This window comes from Methanosphaera sp., from assembly GCF_016282985.1.
Classification (GTDB): Archaea; Methanobacteriota; Methanobacteria; order Methanobacteriales; family Methanobacteriaceae; genus Methanosphaera.
The window spans coordinates 1-19,440 of the sequence record NZ_JAEELZ010000120.1 but is presented as its reverse complement, the minus strand read 5'-3'; the positions used below and the strand labels follow the sequence as shown (position 1 = coordinate 19,440).

At 31.0% G+C, this 19,440-nt stretch carries 21 protein-coding genes and 1 tRNA gene; 9 read left to right on the top strand and 13 right to left on the bottom strand.

The window, feature by feature from the left end; genetic code table 11:
- Nucleotides 1-979: lysine--tRNA ligase (gene lysS, locus QZZ11_RS07445; RefSeq protein ID WP_292474911.1), on the top strand; the 979-nt coding region annotated here is incomplete at its 5' end.
- 30 nt (nucleotides 980-1,009) lie between these two features.
- Here the strand turns inward: lysS and QZZ11_RS07440 are convergent.
- The gene (locus QZZ11_RS07440) at nucleotides 1,010-1,885 is read right to left on the bottom strand and encodes a LysR family transcriptional regulator (RefSeq protein ID WP_292474909.1); all 876 of its coding nucleotides are present in this window, start codon (nucleotides 1,883-1,885) and stop codon (nucleotides 1,010-1,012) included.
- A 147-nt stretch (nucleotides 1,886-2,032) separates the two neighbouring features.
- On the opposite strand from QZZ11_RS07440, the gene hxlB reads away from it, so the two are divergent.
- A complete protein-coding gene (gene hxlB / locus QZZ11_RS07435; protein WP_292474906.1) occupies nucleotides 2,033-2,617 on the top strand; it encodes a 6-phospho-3-hexuloisomerase in 585 nt (194 codons plus the stop codon).
- Nucleotides 2,618-2,632: 15 nt separating this feature from the next.
- On the opposite strand, the gene QZZ11_RS07430 is transcribed toward hxlB, so the two are convergent.
- From QZZ11_RS07430 to QZZ11_RS07405, 6 genes are read right to left on the bottom strand one after another with little or no spacing between them, the layout of a single operon-like run.
- The gene (locus QZZ11_RS07430; RefSeq protein ID WP_292474904.1) at nucleotides 2,633-2,908 is read right to left on the bottom strand and encodes a DUF2097 domain-containing protein; all 276 of its coding nucleotides are present in this window, start codon (nucleotides 2,906-2,908) and stop codon (nucleotides 2,633-2,635) included.
- An 8-nt stretch (nucleotides 2,909-2,916) separates the two neighbouring features.
- Complete coding sequence (locus QZZ11_RS07425; protein ID WP_292474903.1) at nucleotides 2,917-3,705, bottom strand: formylmethanofuran dehydrogenase subunit C; 789 nt, start codon at nucleotides 3,703-3,705, stop codon at nucleotides 2,917-2,919.
- Entirely contained in the window at nucleotides 3,702-5,429 is a 1,728-nt protein-coding gene (locus QZZ11_RS07420) for a formylmethanofuran dehydrogenase subunit A (protein ID WP_292474902.1), read from the bottom strand. The genes QZZ11_RS07425 and QZZ11_RS07420 overlap by 4 nt, the downstream gene beginning before the upstream one ends.
- Nucleotides 5,429-6,769 (bottom strand): formylmethanofuran dehydrogenase subunit B, encoded by a 1,341-nt coding sequence (locus tag QZZ11_RS07415; protein WP_292474901.1) that lies wholly within the window; start codon nucleotides 6,767-6,769, stop codon nucleotides 5,429-5,431. Before QZZ11_RS07415 ends, QZZ11_RS07420 begins: the two co-directional genes overlap by 1 nt.
- Entirely contained in the window at nucleotides 6,769-7,212 is a 444-nt protein-coding gene (locus QZZ11_RS07410; protein ID WP_292474899.1) for a molybdopterin dinucleotide binding domain-containing protein, read from the bottom strand. Before QZZ11_RS07410 ends, QZZ11_RS07415 begins: the two co-directional genes overlap by 1 nt.
- A 2-nt stretch (nucleotides 7,213-7,214) precedes the next feature.
- Nucleotides 7,215-7,445 (bottom strand): 4Fe-4S binding protein, encoded by a 231-nt coding sequence (locus tag QZZ11_RS07405; RefSeq protein ID WP_292474897.1) that lies wholly within the window; start codon nucleotides 7,443-7,445, stop codon nucleotides 7,215-7,217.
- 196 nt (nucleotides 7,446-7,641) lie between these two features.
- Here QZZ11_RS07405 and QZZ11_RS07400 point away from each other — a divergent pair, with 196 nt between their 5' ends.
- Entirely contained in the window at nucleotides 7,642-8,733 is a 1,092-nt protein-coding gene (locus QZZ11_RS07400) for a formate--phosphoribosylaminoimidazolecarboxamide ligase (protein ID WP_292474896.1), read from the top strand.
- An 84-nt stretch (nucleotides 8,734-8,817) separates the two neighbouring features.
- On the opposite strand, the gene QZZ11_RS07395 is transcribed toward QZZ11_RS07400, so the two are convergent.
- From QZZ11_RS07395 to QZZ11_RS07370, 6 genes are all read right to left on the bottom strand, one after another.
- A complete protein-coding gene (locus tag QZZ11_RS07395) occupies nucleotides 8,818-9,009 on the bottom strand; it encodes a 4Fe-4S binding protein (protein ID WP_292474895.1) in 192 nt (63 codons plus the stop codon).
- 13 nt (nucleotides 9,010-9,022) lie between these two features.
- A complete protein-coding gene (locus tag QZZ11_RS07390; RefSeq protein WP_292474893.1) occupies nucleotides 9,023-9,214 on the bottom strand; it encodes a 4Fe-4S binding protein in 192 nt (63 codons plus the stop codon).
- A gap of 333 nt (nucleotides 9,215-9,547) precedes the next feature.
- Nucleotides 9,548-11,212, bottom strand: a complete 1,665-nt coding sequence (locus tag QZZ11_RS07385; RefSeq protein WP_292474892.1) for a DUF128 domain-containing protein — start codon at nucleotides 11,210-11,212, stop codon at nucleotides 9,548-9,550.
- Nucleotides 11,213-11,328: 116 nt separating this feature from the next.
- The gene (gene glnA / locus QZZ11_RS07380; protein ID WP_292474889.1) at nucleotides 11,329-12,666 is read right to left on the bottom strand and encodes a type I glutamate--ammonia ligase; all 1,338 of its coding nucleotides are present in this window, start codon (nucleotides 12,664-12,666) and stop codon (nucleotides 11,329-11,331) included.
- Nucleotides 12,667-12,857: 191 nt separating this feature from the next.
- Nucleotides 12,858-13,592: a HesA/MoeB/ThiF family protein gene (locus tag QZZ11_RS07375; RefSeq protein WP_292474886.1), complete on the bottom strand. Its 735-nt coding sequence runs from the start codon at nucleotides 13,590-13,592 to the stop codon at nucleotides 12,858-12,860.
- A gap of 197 nt (nucleotides 13,593-13,789) precedes the next feature.
- Nucleotides 13,790-13,898 (bottom strand) — tRNA-Met (locus QZZ11_RS07370).
- Nucleotides 13,899-14,044: 146 nt separating this feature from the next.
- Here QZZ11_RS07370 and thiC point away from each other — a divergent pair.
- The 6 genes from thiC to QZZ11_RS07340 all read left to right on the top strand — a co-directional run.
- Nucleotides 14,045-15,325: a phosphomethylpyrimidine synthase gene (thiC, locus tag QZZ11_RS07365; RefSeq protein WP_292474885.1), complete on the top strand. Its 1,281-nt coding sequence runs from the start codon at nucleotides 14,045-14,047 to the stop codon at nucleotides 15,323-15,325.
- An 86-nt stretch (nucleotides 15,326-15,411) separates the two neighbouring features.
- The gene (locus QZZ11_RS07360; protein ID WP_292474882.1) at nucleotides 15,412-15,582 is read left to right on the top strand and encodes a preprotein translocase subunit Sec61beta; all 171 of its coding nucleotides are present in this window, start codon (nucleotides 15,412-15,414) and stop codon (nucleotides 15,580-15,582) included.
- A gap of 320 nt (nucleotides 15,583-15,902) precedes the next feature.
- A complete protein-coding gene (locus QZZ11_RS07355) occupies nucleotides 15,903-17,123 on the top strand; it encodes a hypothetical protein (protein WP_292474881.1) in 1,221 nt (406 codons plus the stop codon).
- Between the two features lie 13 nt (nucleotides 17,124-17,136).
- Complete coding sequence (locus tag QZZ11_RS07350) at nucleotides 17,137-17,541, top strand: DUF126 domain-containing protein (protein WP_292474879.1); 405 nt, start codon at nucleotides 17,137-17,139, stop codon at nucleotides 17,539-17,541.
- Nucleotides 17,542-17,640: 99 nt separating this feature from the next.
- Nucleotides 17,641-17,865 carry a heavy-metal-associated domain-containing protein gene (locus QZZ11_RS07345; RefSeq protein ID WP_292474878.1) on the top strand — a complete coding sequence of 75 codons (225 nt, stop codon included), beginning with the start codon at nucleotides 17,641-17,643 and terminating at the stop codon, nucleotides 17,863-17,865.
- Nucleotides 17,866-17,876: 11 nt separating this feature from the next.
- On the top strand, nucleotides 17,877-19,440 hold a 1,564-nt coding region (locus QZZ11_RS07340; protein ID WP_292474876.1), incomplete at its 3' end, for a heavy metal translocating P-type ATPase.

Genomic DNA, 19,440 nt, shown 5'->3' with positions numbered 1-19,440 from the left:
GGATATTAAATCAGGTAACGGTAAACTAACTTGGAGAGTAGAATGGGCTGCACGTTGGAAAATATTCGGTGTAACCTGTGAACCATTCGGTAAAGACCATGCTGCAAGTGGTGGATCATATGATGTAAGTAAAATAATTTCTGAAGAAATATTCGATTATCCTGCACCTTTCCCAGTACCATATGAATGGATTACATTAGATGGGGATGCTATGAGTAAATCCAAAGGAGTATTCTTTAGTCCGGAAGCTTGGCTTAAAATAGGAAAACCTGAAACATTAAACTATTTCATATTCAGGAACAAACCATTGAAACCAAAAGATTTCTCACCTAAAATGGGATTCCTTGATTTAATGGACCAGTATGACAGAGTAGAAAGAATTGCATATGGTATTGAAGAAGCAAGTAACGACAAAGAAAAATCAAAACTCACCAAAATCTATGAAATTTCACAAATACATGATTTACCAGAAGAAATGCCTTTCCAACCTTCATACAGATTCCTCACAGTAGCATATCAAATTGCTAATGGTGATGCAGCAAAAATTTATGAAATATTGAAAAACAATCATCAGTTACCTGAAAGACTTGAAAATGTTTCCTATGAAGAATTAAATGATTTCGATAGTGAAACATATTTACAAAGATTAGAATATGTAAACAACTGGTTAGAAACATATGCTCCTAAGTTTGTAAAATTCCAGGTAATGAAGAAGATGCCGCGTGTTGAAATTACTGATGATCAAAAAGAGTTCTTAAGACAATTAGCTGATGTTTTAGAAAATGAAACATTCAATAATGATGTTGAATTCCATGACAGAATGTATGAAGTATTAGAATCTCTTGAAATGAAACCTCAAAAAGCATTCCAGGCAATATATAAAACAATTATAGGTAAAAAACAAGGTCCACGTGCAGCATCATTTGTATTATCATTAGATAAAGACTTCGTGATTAAAAGATTTAGACTTGAAGAATAATTTTTCTTCATAACTTTTTTTTCAATTTTTTTATATTGGTTCAAAACCAAATTTAACCGTTAATTTTTGTGCACTATGTGATGCAAAATTTAAGAAACTTTCAACATCAACACTATTTTTAACGTTCAATGCACTGATTATATGTTGGGTATATCTTGATAAAACATCATTTGTGTTTAGAGATGTATATGCAATACTATTATTTATGAAAGTGTAGAGGTTTTCATTCTGTTCAACCATACGGATTGCTTCATGAAACGAATTAACACTTTTAACTATGTTAAAATCCAAATCATTATTGGCCAAAGTGGTCCATGCCAATCTTTGAGCAGAACCTTCAACTTCAACAAAATCCAAGCCATTTAAATCATACAGATTATTGAATTCCTCATTACCATGAGTAAGTAACATTAATTTATCCCTACCCAAAGGTATAGGTTCCAGATCATATATGTAAGCTTGAACAGGATCATCAAAACCAAGTATATCAACGAATCCCTTATTTGCCAAATCAAATGCCGTATCCATGTCAGTCTGTAAAATCTTTATATTATCCATTTGATAAGCAATTGCCAATTCCCTGATAAATTCACAAGATATAAATCCCCCGGCCATTACTAAAAAATCATCATCATCCAGACGTTGTTCGTATAATTCATATTTTTCCAATAAATTTAATGCAAAACTGGTTAATGTAGAACCCTTGTTTGATACCGTTACCAATGGTTCAGACAGCAATTCTTCCGCCTTAATGATTCTACGATTTAAAACCGTGTGGGATATTCCTAACTCTTTAGCTGCTTTTCTTTGAGAATTATTTGATTTAATAGCTTTTAATGTGTCAAATAATTTATAATCATAAACAACATTATCCATTTCTAGATTCAATTTTTTATTAATACTCATAAAATCAACCAAAGCATTCTTCAATAAAAAGTATAGTAAAAAGTAAATATAAATTTTTACATAGATAATAATAGTAATTTTTAAAATGAAAATTTTATTTATTTAAAATATTAAAAGGTTATTATTTAAAGTATTGTAGGGAATAACATGATTTATAATGATGCTGTAAATGATATTATTGAAAATGTATCAAAAATAACTCAAACTGTTAATCAAGATGAAATAAATCAAATGATTGACATAATTATGGATGTTGAAAACGTATTTTTAATGGGTCTTGGACGTTCAGGATTAGTTGCAAAAGCATTTGGTATGAGATTAATGCACTTAGGATTAAATGTATATATTGTTGGAGAAACTATTACTCCTGCAATAACCGATAAAGATTGTTTAATTGCAATTTCAGGTTCAGGAGAAACCAGTTATATCGTCAGTACATCAGGCATTGCAAAAAACATAGGATCAAAAATAATTGCAATTACTTCTTACACTGAAAGTACTTTAGCAAAAGAATCAGACTTAATTGTTCAGTTAAAAGGTAGAACAAAAATTGATAACGAACAAAACTATATTAGTCGTCAAATTAGTGGTCAACACCAAACATTATCCCCTATGGGAACAATATTTGAAATTAGTGCATTGGTATTTTTAGATTCACTTATTGCACAAATGATGCATAATTTAGGAAAAACCGAAGAAGATTTAAAATCAAGACATACTGTTCTTGAATAAACCTTTCCTATTTTTTTAATTTGTTATTGAAATTATTACTGATTCCTCATCAGAAGTATATATAATTTCTACAAGCTCTTTTTTTACTTCACTAATATCTATATCAACTCTTTGATTCAATAACTGACCCTTCAGTTGTAATGTTATTGAAGCATCCTCATCAATATATAATATTTTTCCGGGAATAAATACCCTGTTATAAGATATCTCCAAAAAAGCATCTTCTTTGAAATTTTTTAAAATATAATCCTCCAATTCATCTTCTTTAAGAACTATATGCTTCTTATTCATAATATAACCTATTTTTTAATCCAGATTCTACCTTTACCTTTAACTGTTTTATCCCCAGAATATAAACCGTATTTTCCTATAAACTGTTTCCCATTAATTAATGGATGATATATGGACTCTTCTAAAACAAAGCCGGGCAACATTTTTTCAACATTACCATTGATAATTATTGTTCCTTTTTTCATCTGGCCTCCAAACCATTGATTTACATTACCATCAATTTGAATTTTACCTCCAGACATATGAACACCAGCTAAAATATCACAATCACCTTTAATATGAATGTTTCCACCAATCATATATTCAGCTAATTGTTTTCCAGCATTTTTATGAACAATTATTTGTCCTCCGGACATTCCTCTCCATTCTCCTGCATATGAGGAACCGCAAAATTCCTTTACACTTCCCTTTATTTCAAGAAGTCCTCCTGTCATTTCACGTCCGGCATAGCTTTCAGCATCCCCATTTACAATAATATGTCCACCGGACATACATGCACCCACATGGAAATCTACATCGGAATTAGCAATTATCTTTCCACAGGTCATGGCAAAACCTATTCTTTTTACTCTGGATAAATCACCATCAATAACTATGGCACACTCCTTGGCATCATCACATTCACCTTCAATGCTTACATCAAAATAATGTGACAAAGGTTCTTCTTTATTGCCCCGATAAATGATAGTTTCATTTATTTGCCGTAAAGATTTATCGAATAATAACTCAGGAAGAATATTATCAAATTCTAATGAAATTGAAGATTTCTTTGTCATAACCAAATTAATTACTTTCATAATTCTCCCCCATAATTTACATCCATTCTTGTATCAGGTTGAATATAATGGTCATTCACACCATAATTTTCATATTTTATAGTATAATACTTATTAAATTCTGGTTTAATTCTGTCTATTAAAACTTTTTCCTCATTTTCCAATCCTAACACATTACACCAGATATGATTACTGTTAACCAACTTAACAATGTTACCGTCTTTAACCAGTATTTCACCATCTTTTATTGTGTATTTACTGTTTAATAATTTATTTTCCAAAGTTTCTGAATTTGATTTTAGAGTACAGTCAAACTTATCCACATCAATGTCATAAACAGATACATCCGCTTTGGCACCTACTCCCAAATGTCCTCTGTCAGTTAATCCTAAGATTTTAGCAGGTCCTGCCCTTGTTATTGTTGCAATCTCATTCCAGGAGTACTCACGATCATATGTTCCCAAGTCTGTTCTGTTTGTAGCCCAATTATGAACTTCATTATCCAGCATGTCCTGTAGTTTTTCCTGACTCATAAGCCATGAAATTATTCTAGGATATCTTATGAAGGGACCGCCATTTGGAGAATCTGTTGTTAAGACTATTTTCCAAGGATCCTTTACGCCCATGAAAAATTCCAGACCTACTGCCCATTGAAGTACACTTACAGGAGCATGACTGGAATATATTGAAGGAATCAGACCTGACGCCGTTTCTACTTCTATGTCCTTATTAGCCCATTTTAATCCTGTTAATCTAAATAAATCATATTCCATCGGAGCGTCAGCAGTCATTGTTGTTGTTTCATCAAAGGTAATCTGACCAACATCACAGGTTAAATGGTCATTTTTGTTTATATAATCAATCAATTCGGAAGCACCGGAGGATACATCCCTCCAGGAAGTACCCTTGTATGCATGGAATTGTACGTGAGTACAATGCATAATCTGATTTCTATCCACATTTTCATTCTTTTTAATATGTTTTACACAATCAAAAGTTTCCAACGTAGTGGCATAATTACCTGGATGGCCCAGATCATTTGTATGAACATGAACTGAATGAGGAAGACCCAATTTTTCATTTACTTCAGTAAGAGCCTGAATAACTTCTCTTCCAGTAACGCCCCAATGAGGTTCAGGATCATCCAATCCATCAACATTCTTACCCCAACCCCATGCTTCACTTCCGCATGGATTTACAATTTTTATTCCATAACCTTTTGCTAATTTCAACCATTTTGAGATAAAAACTTTTAAATCATCAAAACGTTTTTCCTTAACATATTTTAACATGAACCAATTGTTACCGAATAAAGTTAATGTTGGAATATCCAGATTCGGTATGCTGTTAATTTCTTCATGAGCGTGTTTTGCTTCCAATGGAGGAACAGCTGCTTCTGTAACTGTTGTATATCCCATTTTTGTGTAACGATAACCTATGGTTGGACAGGTAGGTAATGAAAATCCTGCCTCAAATCCTGAAATATCATTTTTGGATGCTGGCTTAATTCCTTTTCTAATATCTTCAGGCCTATATAAACGACCTATGGATAATTTAGGTCCTGCAATATGAGAATGTAAATCCACACCACCAGGCATAACCAACTTACCTGAAACATCCAATTTTTTTGCTTTGGAGGATACTTTATCTACAATGACATTATCTTTAATGAAAATATCCATTTGTTCCCCGTCAATATCGTTTTTTGGGTCAAAAACTACTCCATTTTTAAGAATATATTCCATCAGTTATCCTCCTCTTGCTTTAAAATTTCGATTCTTTCATACAATTGTGTTAAAATCCATTCATCAGAATGACAGTTTTCCGGTTTATCAATTACTTTTTTCATGAATAAAGGAATTGAATCCATACGATAAGCCGTACCTTCTGTTTCCACACCAACCCTGGTACTTGGTAAAACAATATCAGCCAATTCAGTGTAAGGTCCCCAGTGAGTATCAATCTGTATTGTTGGAATATTGATTAAATGTTTAATGGTATATCCCGGAAATTGAACACCAGGATCTGCTGAAATTGCCATGAAAAAATCAGGTTCTCTTCTATTTAACAGATCAATTGTAGTTGTTTCACCAACCATGAAACGAGGATATCCTCTTGAAAAATCAACACCATAAGGATAACCTGTTTCAGATGTTAAAGCTATGTTAAAACCACTAACATTAAAAAATCCCCTCATAGGTAACATTGACCATTTGGAATATCTGTTTAAATCTTCGACTAATTGAATTAACATGTCAACATTTTTTTGTTTACCTAATGTTTGAGATACGCCCAATCCAAAGAACAATGCTCCATATTCAGCATTTTTCATGATTTGGATTAAATTTTCAAGTTGAGAAGTTGGAACTCCTGCAATCTCTTCTTCATCCAAAGATTCCCCTTTTAACAACATTCTTAAAGCATCAAATAACAGGTAATCCTCATTCATATTAAATTGTATCCATTCGTCTGAAACTTTAGCTGTATTGGTGTATTTTGGGTCAAGAGTGATAACAGTTCTATCCTTACGACCATTTTTTCTAAAGAAACCTTCAGGAAATGTAGTGTATCTGGACAAATGTCTTGGATGATCATCCATAGGATTTGTTCCCACATATACAACAACGTCCGCCCTATTTTTTACTTCTCCCAAAGTCATTACGGGATGTCCAACATTTTGAAATGCCTGTATGGATGATCCATGACATATTGTTGACTGATTATCCATCACAGCCCCTGTTTTTTCTGCAATTTTTATACCCTTTTTAATTGCTTCAACGGAAGTTTCACCCCAACCATATAATACCGGCCTGTCACTTTCATATAAAAGCCGGGCCGTTTTATCCAAGGCTACATCCCATGTTGTTTCTTCAAGAATCCCTTCATCATTTCTTACAAGAGGATTTAGTAATCTTTGATCCTGATCGTTGATTATTTTACTAGCACCTATCCTACATGCATGCCTTACACCAACGATTTTCTTATCTTTTAATAAATAAGTTATATCATCACAGTTATTTCCACAATAAGAACAAGAACAATTCCTTACTTCCTCATCATAATCTGTAATCGGTTTTTCAATCATTAGATCATCCTCTTCTTATATACTGGTTTATCTGTTAATTTATCATCATCAAGGTTATACTTGTTATATACTTTATTCATCAATTGAGACACCAACAAAACATCTTCATCAGTTTTGAAAATTTCTGCAGGTATTCCCTTGTATGTTGGAACATTACAACAATAGGTTTCAGGACTTATAATTATATTTGCCCAAGGTCCTCTAGGTATAAAAACCATTCCTTCATGAGGGGCATCGTATGAAATATCCACATACAATACAACCTCACCCCACTCGGATTTTATTTTAATTTTGTCTCTTGACTTTAAAGATAACTTTTGCATATCTTTAAGATCCATAAAGGCTACCGCCGCTGATTGTCTGTATTCATCTTTTAATGTTGAACCTTTTTTCTCATAAAAAGCCTGAATGACACTTGTTCCAGTATTGACCATTACCTTCATATTCATTCCCCATGATAAATTGACTTTGTCGGACATGTGTTTGTACAGGTCATACAAGCCCTACATTTTTCCGGATGGAACAATTTTATAACTCCATTTTCTACCAACATAATTACTTCTGTAGTGTTGGGCCCATTGCCTCCAATCACTTCAGGACATATCTCCTGATTAACAGGACAAACTATTATGCAAGAACCACACCCTAAACAATGATCTTGATTAATTTTTAGCATATTATACTCCTTTAACTGTAATAATTTGATTATAACTTCTCATATTTGAAAATTTTATAATATATTATATATGTTTTAAATTCTAAGTATTTTTTTAAAAATGAAAAAATTTCAATCATTGATTATTTTAATAAGAAAAAACAAAAATATAATTATAATAAATTATCATTACAAATTTTTTAAGGATGATGAAAAAATGGGAAAAGTTAAAAAAGAAGACATTATGTCAATTCTCGAAACATATGATAAAGAAAATATAACTATCGCAACTTTAGGTAGTCATACAGCTTTACATATTTTAAGAGGAGCTAAACAAGAAGGATTTAGAACTGCTGTAGTATGTGAAAAAGGTAAAGAAGTTCCATATGAAAGATTTGGAGTTGCTGATGAATTTATTTTTGTTGATGAATTCAAAGATATTGTTAATGATGAAGTACAAGAACAATTAAAAGCAATGAATGCTATTGTTGTACCTCACGGATCATTCGTAGCTTATGCTGGATTAAGCAATGTTGAAGATAAATTCAACGTACCAATGTTTGGAAACCGTGACATATTAAGATGGGAAGCTGAAAGGGATAAAGAAAGAAAAATGATTACCGAATCCGGAATCAGAATGCCAAACAAATATGAAAATCCCGAAGACATTGATAAAGCAGTAATGGTTAAATTCCCTGGAGCTAGAGGAGGTCAAGGTTATTTCATCTGCTCAAGTTTCGAAGAATTCCAAGAAAAAATTGAAGAAATGAAATCCAGAGGCTGGATTAATGATGATGATGTTGCAGATGCACACATCGAAGAATATGTTTGTGGAACAAACTACTGTATACACTACTTCTACTCAGCATTAAAAGATGAAGTTGAAGTATTAGGTATGGACAGTAGATATGAAACAAATATTGACGGTATTGTAAGAATTCCTGCACAAGAACAAATAGAAGCTAATTTAAGCCCTTCATATGTTGTTAGTGGAAATCATCCTGTAGTAATAAGAGAATCTTTATTACCACAAGTATTTGAAAACGGAGATAGACTCGTTGAAACTGCAAAAGAATTAGTTAAACCTGGTATGAACGGACCATTCTGTTTACAATGTTTAGTAAATGATGACAGAGAAATTGTTATCTTTGAAATGAGTGCTCGTATCGATGGTGGTACAAACACATTCATGAACGGTTCTGCATACTCTTACATCCAATTCGGAGAATTTATGAGTATGGGAAGAAGAATTTCAAGAGAAATTAAAAACGCTATAGAAGAAGACAGATTAGATGTAATTATCACCTAATTTGTATAAATTTTCATCTCCCCCAATTTTTTTTCTATTTTTGTTGAAGATTAAAAAGAATATTTAAAAAAAAGAAATTTTGAATTAATTTTTTGATAATGCTTCATTAGGACAATTTAATACACAAAGTCCACATTGAGAACATGCACTTTCATTAATTGATGGGAAGTCATCTTTTATTTCAATAGCCCCCATAGCACATACCTTGACACAGATACCATCATATGAACAATTGGATATTCCCTTACATTTATCAGAAAAAACCGTTACAGCCATTTAAATACACCCATTACGGTTTGGAAATAGCCTCATTAGGACAGTTCAATATACAAAGTCCACATTCAGGACAAGCATTTTCAATGACACTCGGTCTATCCTCAATATTTTCCATTGCATTTAATGCGCAAATTTCTATGCATAACCCACCCTCAGGACATGCATTTACTCCATTACATTTAGTTGTATCAATAATTACAGCCATAAAATCACTAAAATAAACTAATCAATTTTTAAAGAAAAAAATATTAAATTACATGAAAAAATAACACAAATCATACTAAACAAATAATATAATAGTTTATTATAAGTATTTTATTTTAAAAAATATTTAAAAGAATTGATTTTTAGGAAAACGTAACATTTCAATGTGTTTTAAAAGCAAACAAAATAATAAAGTGAAATACTGACTTAAAAGATTTAAAATAATCCTGCATCAAACACAATCAACTCAAATACTTAATTAATAAAGATTATGCTACAGATTAATATTTAACTCTCTAATTTTTAAAAAAAAAAAAATAAAAAATGTGGAGGGTTATAATTCTTCCAAAGAATCATAATCAATAATTTTTTCAATTGATTTTACATCAACAGGTATGCCCCTTTCTTTCATAGCAGCTATTGGATTTAATCCACCTGCCACAACATATCCAAAATGATATTTTTCTATTTTTGCATTATACATGTATTCATTGGTCTGACCCATACCCAATATTTCAAAACCGTAATCATTTAATGAATTTAAAATATCTTTTGTTGCTTCTCTTGATACATATGGGATAGTATGTACACTTGCCAATAGTTTTCCTGAATTTTCTATTGAACCATACACATCATGCATATTTTTCTTTATAAATATTTCATGGGGATCCACAGATGAACCTTTATATGAAACCAATTCTATAAACCGCCTGTTATTTTCATAAATATCCAATATACCACTATAAGTAGGAAGACTGCTGATTCCATACTTTGTCAAGATTCCATCAATTGTTAAACTACAGATAGTAGCTATTCCCACATTATCATTACCTTCATCAAATAAAGCATAACGGTTTCCAATACAATATTCAGGTTTTCTATCAAATAATTCTTTTAATACATCTATTGCATCGTCAACCTGATTTTTATTGACATAAGATATATTGGAAATGATATCCCCAGAATGTGTTTCAATATCAAATGTAACATTAGATAGTAAATTATAAATCTTATTTAAAACAAAAGAAACCTTTTTTTCGGGCTTTTTAGTACATTCTTTTAAAGGATTACTTATGTTTTGTGTGGTTAATTTCATTTTGCTGTATTCTGCAAAATTATCGGCCAATTTAATATTTAAATCATAACCACTTTCCTGAGCTGCACATAATGGAGCCACACCACCAATTATTACTATTCCAACCATATTATCCGGAACAGGAATACCTAAAACAGATTGTCCTGATTCTCCTACATGAATAACTCCATTTATACCTATTTTAGATAAATTTTCAATTATTTTTAGAGCTTGTTGTCTTTTTGAAGCCGGAATAATTCTGAAATTTGCAGGAATAACACCCGTTCCATCATTTGCAACATTTAAAACTGAAGTGCTGTCATGACTCGAAAAAGCTTCCAAAGGAGTAATTGATGTTTTTTCGTAAGCAATCTGTTCAATGAAATTAATAGGGATGTAATCTTCTACTTTTAACAATCCACCGTATAATGGTTTGGAAATAATACCGTTTTTTTGGAATACCCCATCAAATGTTGTCCCACATACCGTTTCAATGTAAGTGACGTTATTTTTTTCATAAAAATTATATCTTGAACTGACGGATAAACCTTCCTTAAAAAATTCTTTTATAATTTCTTCGGAACCGACTTCATTGATGGATGATAAATTTACTATTACTGATCCCTTAGCAGTTTCATAGTCTAATGAAACATTATACATTTTTTCCTGAAATCTGGAATATGTAAAATCAACCTGATCATATATTAAACCTTTTTTAAGTTCTTCAATTCCTTTATCGGTTATTTTTCGTCCCTTATAACCCATTTTTTCAGTGAATCCCTTTTCATCCAATATATGCATATGATATCTGACAGCTCTTTCACCTAGAGAATAACCTCTTTTATTTAATTCCTCTGAAATTACTTTAGCTCCTAATGTATCATTTTTATTATAAAGAATACGAAGGATTTCCATCATTTTCATATCAGTTTCTTGTTGAACAGTAATAGTATCAAATCTCCAATAATATAGTTAAAATTAAATAATAAATTCAATAGTTAAAGAAGATAAAAAAATTAAAAAAAAATAATAAAAGATATTTAGACATTTAAATATCTTTCACGTTCATAATCAAATACTTGGATTCTGTAATCATCCCATTCTTGACGTTTTATGTTGTAAAATTGATTATACACATAATCGCCCAATGCATTGATAACTACTTCGTCTTTTTCTAGAGAGTGATATGCTTCCCATAAACTTGTTGGTAATGTTTCAATACCTTTTTCTAAAAGCTCTTCAGGAGTGTATGCGAATGCGTTGAATTCTGTTGGTTCTCCAGGATCAATTTTATTGTCCATACCATCCAATCCTGCTTCAAGCAATACTGCAAATGCTAAATATGGATTACATGATGGATCAGGAGATCTGCATTCTATTCTTGTTCCTATTCCTCTTGATGCAGGGATTCTTAAGTAAGTGGATCTGTTTTTGAGTCCATATGCAATATAACATGGTGCTTCATATCCAGGTACTAAACGTTTATAAGAATTAACTGTAGGAGAAAGAATTGCGGATAATGCTTTTGCGTGTTTTAATAATCCTCCTATGAAATATAATGCTTCCTGTGATAACTGTGTTTCTGAATCAGGATCATAGAAAATATTTTTACCATCTTTAAATAAACTTTGGTTACAGTGCATTCCACTACCATTTACTCCAAAGAATGGTTTTGGCATGAATGTTACATTATATCCTAAGTTATCCACCAATGCTTTAATTGCTTGTTTAAATGTAATAACAGCATCTGCAGTTTTTAATGCATCATCAAATCTGAAGTCAATTTCATGTTGTCCCGGTGCTGCTTCGTGATGACTAAGTTCAATATTAAAATCAAGTTTTTCAAGGCCCAATACTATTTCTCTTCTGATATCTGTACCCTGATCTAATGGTTCTACATCAAAATAAAATGCATCATCAGCTGGTTTAAAGTTACCGTTTTCATCTTCTTCTATGATGAAAAATTCTGGTTCAGGACCCATATTGTATTGATAACCTCTTTCTTCTGCTTTTTTCAATGATTTTTTTAGTACGCCTCTAGGATCACCTTCAAAAGGAGTTCCATCTGTATGATAAATGTCACAAATAAACCTACATGTTCCTTTATCTTCAGGTCTCCAAGGTAATGTTGAAAAAGTAGTAATATCCGGTTTTAAAGCCAAATCACTGTTATTGATATCTACAAAACCGGCAACGGATGAACCATCAAAAAGTAATCCATTATTTATTATGTCTTCTGCATCATCCGGTTTTTTTAAGGATACTGCCATACTTTTTGGTATTCCATGTATATCTGAAAACTGTAATCTTAAAAACTTAGAACCATATTCATCTATCTGTTTAATTATATTGTCTATTTTGTCATCATGTTCGGACATAAGTACTCCACCTTAATCTTTTATTCATTTATAGAATTCAATAATAATTAATATGTTGTTATATACTTATTTGTTTTTAGGTAATTAACGGAAGTAGATTTCCTAAATATATGTATTTTTATAGTTATATATAATGTTTTCAATCATTATATGAAAAAAGAAAAAAAATAGAAAAGCAAATATAAAAAAGGTTAAAATTTTATTAATCTGAAAGAAGACATGTTGAATAAATCCCACATTAAAACTTTAGGAGCTAACACAACATCTTTTTTATTCAGAATATATTTAATTGTTTCATTGACCTGTAAAGAACCAAATATTGATGGAGTAACACCAAGAACCTGAGGTTTTTTTGCACTGATACTTAACAGATAATTTTTTACATCATCATCCAATGCTTTATCAACGGATTTTAATCTGAATAACTCTTCATAACTTACAGAATTTGGTTCAAATACTGATAATTGCCCCATAGTTTTTTCAACAGCACTGTGAACAAATACCATACCCTGTTGTTTAGCTTCCCTAGAAATTAATACTCTCGTATAAACATTATCAACAGCATCAACTAAGATTTTATTTCCTTTTAATATTTTAGATATGTTCTTTTCATCAATGGTTAAATCATAATCAGTGATGTTTATATTTGGATTAATCTGTTCCATTGCAGATTTGGTAATTTTAACCTTGGATTTACCTACGGTGTCCAAATTACTTCTAACTTGTCTATTTAAGTTTGTTTCATCAAAAACATCCTGATCAACAATTGTCAATTCTTCAAAACCTGCACGTACAAATTGTTCTATTATAGTTCCACCCAAACCACCACATCCAATAATTACAATGGGTGTTGTACGCAATATTTCCTGTTCTTCTTCTGAAAAAATTTCCTTTTGTCTGGAAATCAAATTCTGATATACATCCATCTTATCTCATCCAAATATTATTTATGTTACACATTATAGTAATTATTATATTATACATATTATATAACAATTGTTATATTACATAAAATAAAAAAAATCCAAAAATAGAAAAATTATTAAAAAAAATTCGAAAGAAAAAACATAATACTAATTGAAGAATCAATTAGCTTATTTTAACTTATACTTAAATGTATAAGTGCCGGGGGCGGGATTCGAACCCGCGACCTCACGGTATCCCAGGAAAAAGTCAGAGCAATGCTTAATACCCTATGAGCCGTGCGCTCTAACCAGCTGAGCCACCCCGGCGTGGCACATTATAATTTATATATAGAATAGTATTTATACTTTGTGGTTAAAAATAAAATAAAAAGCATTTGAAAAAAAAATAATTATTTTTAAATGAATATCCATACATAATAATATACTTTAAATTTGGGGAGAAGGTTTTAAATATGACTCAGTTAATAGAAGCAAAAAAAGGAAACATAACTCCTGAAATGGAATATGTTGCCCAAAACGAAGAGATAGATGTTGAAAAACTAAGAAAATATATTGCTTCTGGAAAAGTTGTTATACCAAAAAACAATACCAATGATACATTACCTACAGGTATTGGAAAAGGTTTAAGAACAAAAATTAATGCAAATATAGGTTCTTCAACAGAAATGGAAGATATTGATATTGAACTGGAAAAAGTTGACGTGCTAGTCAAATATGGTGCAGATGCTGTGATGGATTTAAGTACAGGTTCTAAATTACTCGAAATAAGAAAAGCTATTAGAGAAAAAACAAACATCCCTCTTGGAACTGTACCTATTTACCAGGCAGGAGTAGAAACTAGAAACAGTGGCGAAGCAATTGTAGATATGGACGAAGATCTAATATTTAAAGTAATTACTGAACAAGCAAAAGAAGGTGTCGACTTTATAACTGTTCATTGTGGTATTACCAAAGATTCCATACAATCCGTAAAAGATTCCGAAAGAATTATGGGAATAGTCAGCAGAGGTGGAGCTCTAACAGCTGCATGGATTATGCATAATGAAAAAGAAAACCCATTACATAAAGATTTTGATTATTTGTTGGACATATGTAAAGAGTATGATGTTACATTATCCTTAGGTGACGGTTTAAGACCTGGATGCATACATGATGCTACAGACATAGCTCAAATTAGAGAACTAACTACATTAGGGCGCTTAGTAAAAAGATCCAAAGAAGCAGGAGTACAGGTAATGGTCGAAGGACCGGGTCACGTACCAATTACCGAAGTAAAAGCAAATATGCAAATACAGAAAACAATATGTGATGAAGCCCCATTTTATGTTCTAGGTCCAATAGTCACAGATAGAGCACCAGGATACGACCACATTACTGCAGCAATAGGTGGAAGTATTGCCGGAGCCAGTGGAGCTGATTTCTTATGTTATGTTACACCGGCAGAACATTTATGTATTCCTTCAGTAGAACATGTGAAACAGGGAGTTATAGCTTCAAAAATAGCTGCAGAAGTGGCAGACATTGCAAAACAAATACCAAGCACAATGCGTAAAGAAAAAGAAATGGCAATTGCTAGAGACAACTTCGATTGGAACAAACAATTCGAATTAGCAATTGATGGTGAAACTGCTAAAGAGTATTATGAAAGTGCTGAAGCATCAGAAGATGAAATGTGCAGTATGTGCGGAGATTTCTGTGCTATAAAAATGGTCAAAGATCATGAAAAAAAATAGCATGACACAATACTATTAATATAATTAATAACAAAAGTAAGAATATAATATAAAATAGAGAAAGAATATTAATAGGAGGGAAACTATTGGCACGTAAAAGCAAAAAAACATTACCGGCAAGTGGAGCGGGTATTGTAAGATATTTCGATGATGAAACAGCAGGAATCAAACTTTCTCCAAATCAAGTAATTATAGGTGCTATTATAATAGCATTAATTTGTATTGCATTAAGATTTACTACTTATGTAGGTTACTAAACCTAAACTTTTTTTATAACTTTTTTTTAAAACATTGAAAATTTATTCTCTAAAAATATATTTCAATATAATTAATTATTAACGGATAACAAATATAATTATTAATTATGATAAATTTTATTTTAAATTTTTTATAATAAAGGGTATGTTATTAAATGAGAATATTAATTAATTAGAATAACATATATATTTAATTATAATAAAAATTGTCTATTTATAAACAAATAGAATTTTGAATTTGATTATTTTAAAAATAATTATTAGGATATTATTATTTAGGATTAATAAGGTAAATTGTTAAATTTAAGGAAGGGTATAAAATGAGTGATAAAGAATCTAAATTTGTAGATACAAATCCAGAAAATCAAAAACCACACAACATATCTGGAAAAAATCCAAGATCTGTTCAAACATTGCATAAATCTCAAGTAAAACCTAGATCTCAAGACAAAGAGATTAACATTGAAATAGTGGAAAATGAGGATACTGTTTATAAAACTAAAACAACATACTTAGTTCAAAAAGCTAAAATGCAATTAAAAAGACGTGTTGCTCCTGGTGTTTCTGAAATAATTATCAGAAAAAATGAAGAAAAAAGGAAATTAGCTGAAGCCAAAGCAGAAGAAGAAGCTAAAGCCAAAGCAGAAGCAGAAAAAGCTGAAAAAGAAGAATTAGAAACCAAGGTTCAAAAAGAAATTGAGAAACAAGATGAAAAAATAGCTCAAAGAAAAGGAATTAACGAAGAAAAAGAAGAAGTTTCCGAAGAACCTGGAGAAGAAAAAGTTGAAAAAACGGAAGATACAACTTCCACCCAAAGCAATGCTACTGGTGATGGAAAATCATTCACACAAACACTCAGAGAACAAGGTTTAATTTACGGACAAAAAATAGTGGACGCTGTGGAAAAAGCAAAACCTGGAATAGAAGCAACCATCGAAGAAGCAAAAACAATAGTGGCTGAAAAAGCAAAAGCTCAACCAAGTTCTGAAGGAAAATCATTCACACAAACACTCAGAGAACAAGGATTCATTGAAGGACAAAAAATCATTGAAGCAGTAGAAAAATCAAAACCAGAAATTGAAGCAACCATCGAAGAAGCAAAAAACAAAGTTGAACAAATTGTTGAAGAAGTATCAAAACCAAAAGAAACACCTAAAGCAGAAACAACCACAGACGGAAAATCATTCACACAAACACTCAGAGAACAAGGATTCATACAAACAGAAACCACAACAACAGAAGCTCCAAAAGCAGAAAAAGTAGAAGTAAAAGAAGAAAAAGTAGAAGAAGTATCAAAACCAAAAGAAACACCTAAAGCTGAAACAACCACAGACGGAAAATCATTCACACAAACACTCAGAGAACAAGGATTCATACAAACAGAAACCACAACAACAGAAGCACCTGAAGCAGAAAAAGTAGAAGAAAAAGAAGAAAAAGTAGAAGAAAAAGTTGAAGATACTAAAAAAGAAGATAAACCTTCAGATGATGGTGAAGTAAAAACATTTATTGATTTAATTAGATCAGAAGGATTATTATAATTGGAGCATTAATATGTCAGAAGATATCAAATGTAGGATGATTTCAAAAGGCAAAGAAAATGGTCAAACTTTAGTCACTAAAGATCCAATCAGTTTTTTAGGAGGAGTTGATCCAAAAACAGGAATAGTTATAGATAAAAAGCATGAATTATACAACAAATGCATTACCGATAAGATTTTAGTTATTCCTTCAGGTAAAGGTTCAACTGTTGGTTCTTATGTAATTTATCAGATGATTAAAAATAATACAGCTCCTAAAGCCATAATTTGTCAAAAAGCAGAACCTATTATTGCGATTGGTGCAATTATCTCAAAAATTCCTATGGTAGATAATCCCGAAATTGACATAATTAATACTTTAAAAAATGATATGGATGTTACTGTGGATGCGGATCATTCATTAATCACCCTCAACTAATTTTTTTTTCTTTTTTTCGTTAACAATGTTAAATATATATAATACTTTTGAAATAATATTTAGTATATACAAAATTTAAATAAATAAAAATGAGGTGACATGATGAAAAGCGATACCTTTATTGTTGAAGATATGCACTGTGATGCATGTGTAAATACAATTACAAAAACTTTAACAAACAATGAAAATGTATCAAATGTTGAAGCTGATCTTTCTTCAAAAGAAGTAATAGTGGAATATGATGAAGAAAAATATGATGTTGAAGAAATATTAAGTTCTTTAGATATGATTGGCTTCCCTGCAAGTGTTAAAAAAAAACATTAAATGTTGCAGGTATGACATGTGTAATGTGTTCACGTGCAGTAACCTCCGCAGTATCAAAAATGCCCGGCGTATATTCAGTCCATGTAAACCTGGTCTCTGAAACAGCAGATGTGTTATACAATCCAAAAATGATTACAACTGACGATATTGGAGACAGAATAAACCTTATAGGATATGAATATCTGGGCATTCATGATAATAATTCTATAAATAATGAAATTCTAGAAAAAAAACATGCCGAAAACCAGAAAAATAAATTATATAGAATTATTGTTGGATTCTTTTTTTCAGCTTTATTAATGTATTTGATGTTTGGAAATGTGAATTTAGGACATAACTCATCTTATATTCTATTGGCAATATCAATATTACCGTTTATTTATGTTTCATACCCAATTATAAAATCGGGAATAACATCAATAAGACATTTAAATTTAAATATGGATGTAATGTATTCATTAGGTATTGGAATTTCATTTATAGTTAGTGTACTTAGTACTTTTCATCTTTTAGGAGAAAGTCATTTTATGTTATACGATACAAGCATAATGCTTGGATCCTTTTTAATGCTTGGTAAATATTTGGAAGATAGAGCTAAAGGTAAAACATCCGATTCCATAAAAAAACTTGTTCAACTTAAATCTACAGAAGCTACTGTTGAAAAAATGGTTGATGGACAATTAATCCAGAAAAAAGTTCCAATTAATGAAGTGTTTAAAGGAAATGTGGTTATTGTAAAACCTGGAGAAAAAATTCCATTGGACGGAGAAATAATAGAAGGACAAAGTTACGTGGATGAATCATTAGTAACTGGAGAATCCATGCCTGTTCTAAAAAAAGTATCTTCAAATGTTATTGGTGGCTCAATTAACAAGGAAGGATCATTTAAATTTAAAGTTACAAATACAAATGAAAAAACAGTACTTTCACAGATAATTTCAATGGTTCAGGATGCACAAAACTCCAATCCACCTATACAGAAACTAGCGGACAAAGTTATAAAATTCTTTATTCCGACAATCTTAATAATTGCATTAATTGCATTTTCAGCATGGTATTTCTATTTGGGAAGTCCATTCCTATACAGTTTAAGCATATTTATATCAGTGATAGTTGTTGCATGTCCTTGTTCCCTTGGATTGGCAATACCTACTGCTTTAACAGTGGGAGTAGGCCTTGCATCAAAATACGGAATTTTAATTAAAGATGGAGAAACTTTAGAAGTATCTGATAAAATAAACCATGTATTACTTGATAAAACAGGTACCGTGACAAACGGTAAACCAATATTAAGTGAAATAATTAATTATTCCAATAAAAACAACGAAGAAATATTAAAAATTGCACGTTCAATTGAACAGTATTCACAACACCCGATATCCAGTGCAATATTTAATGATGAAAACAAGAACAATTATGACTTATATCCAGTAACGAATTTCGAAAATATATCAGGTAAAGGAGTTAAAGCCAACATAAATAACAAAACTTATTTAATAGGTAATAAAAAACTAATTGAAGATAATGATATAAATATTCCCAAAAATATTATTGATGACTTGGAACAGAAAGAAT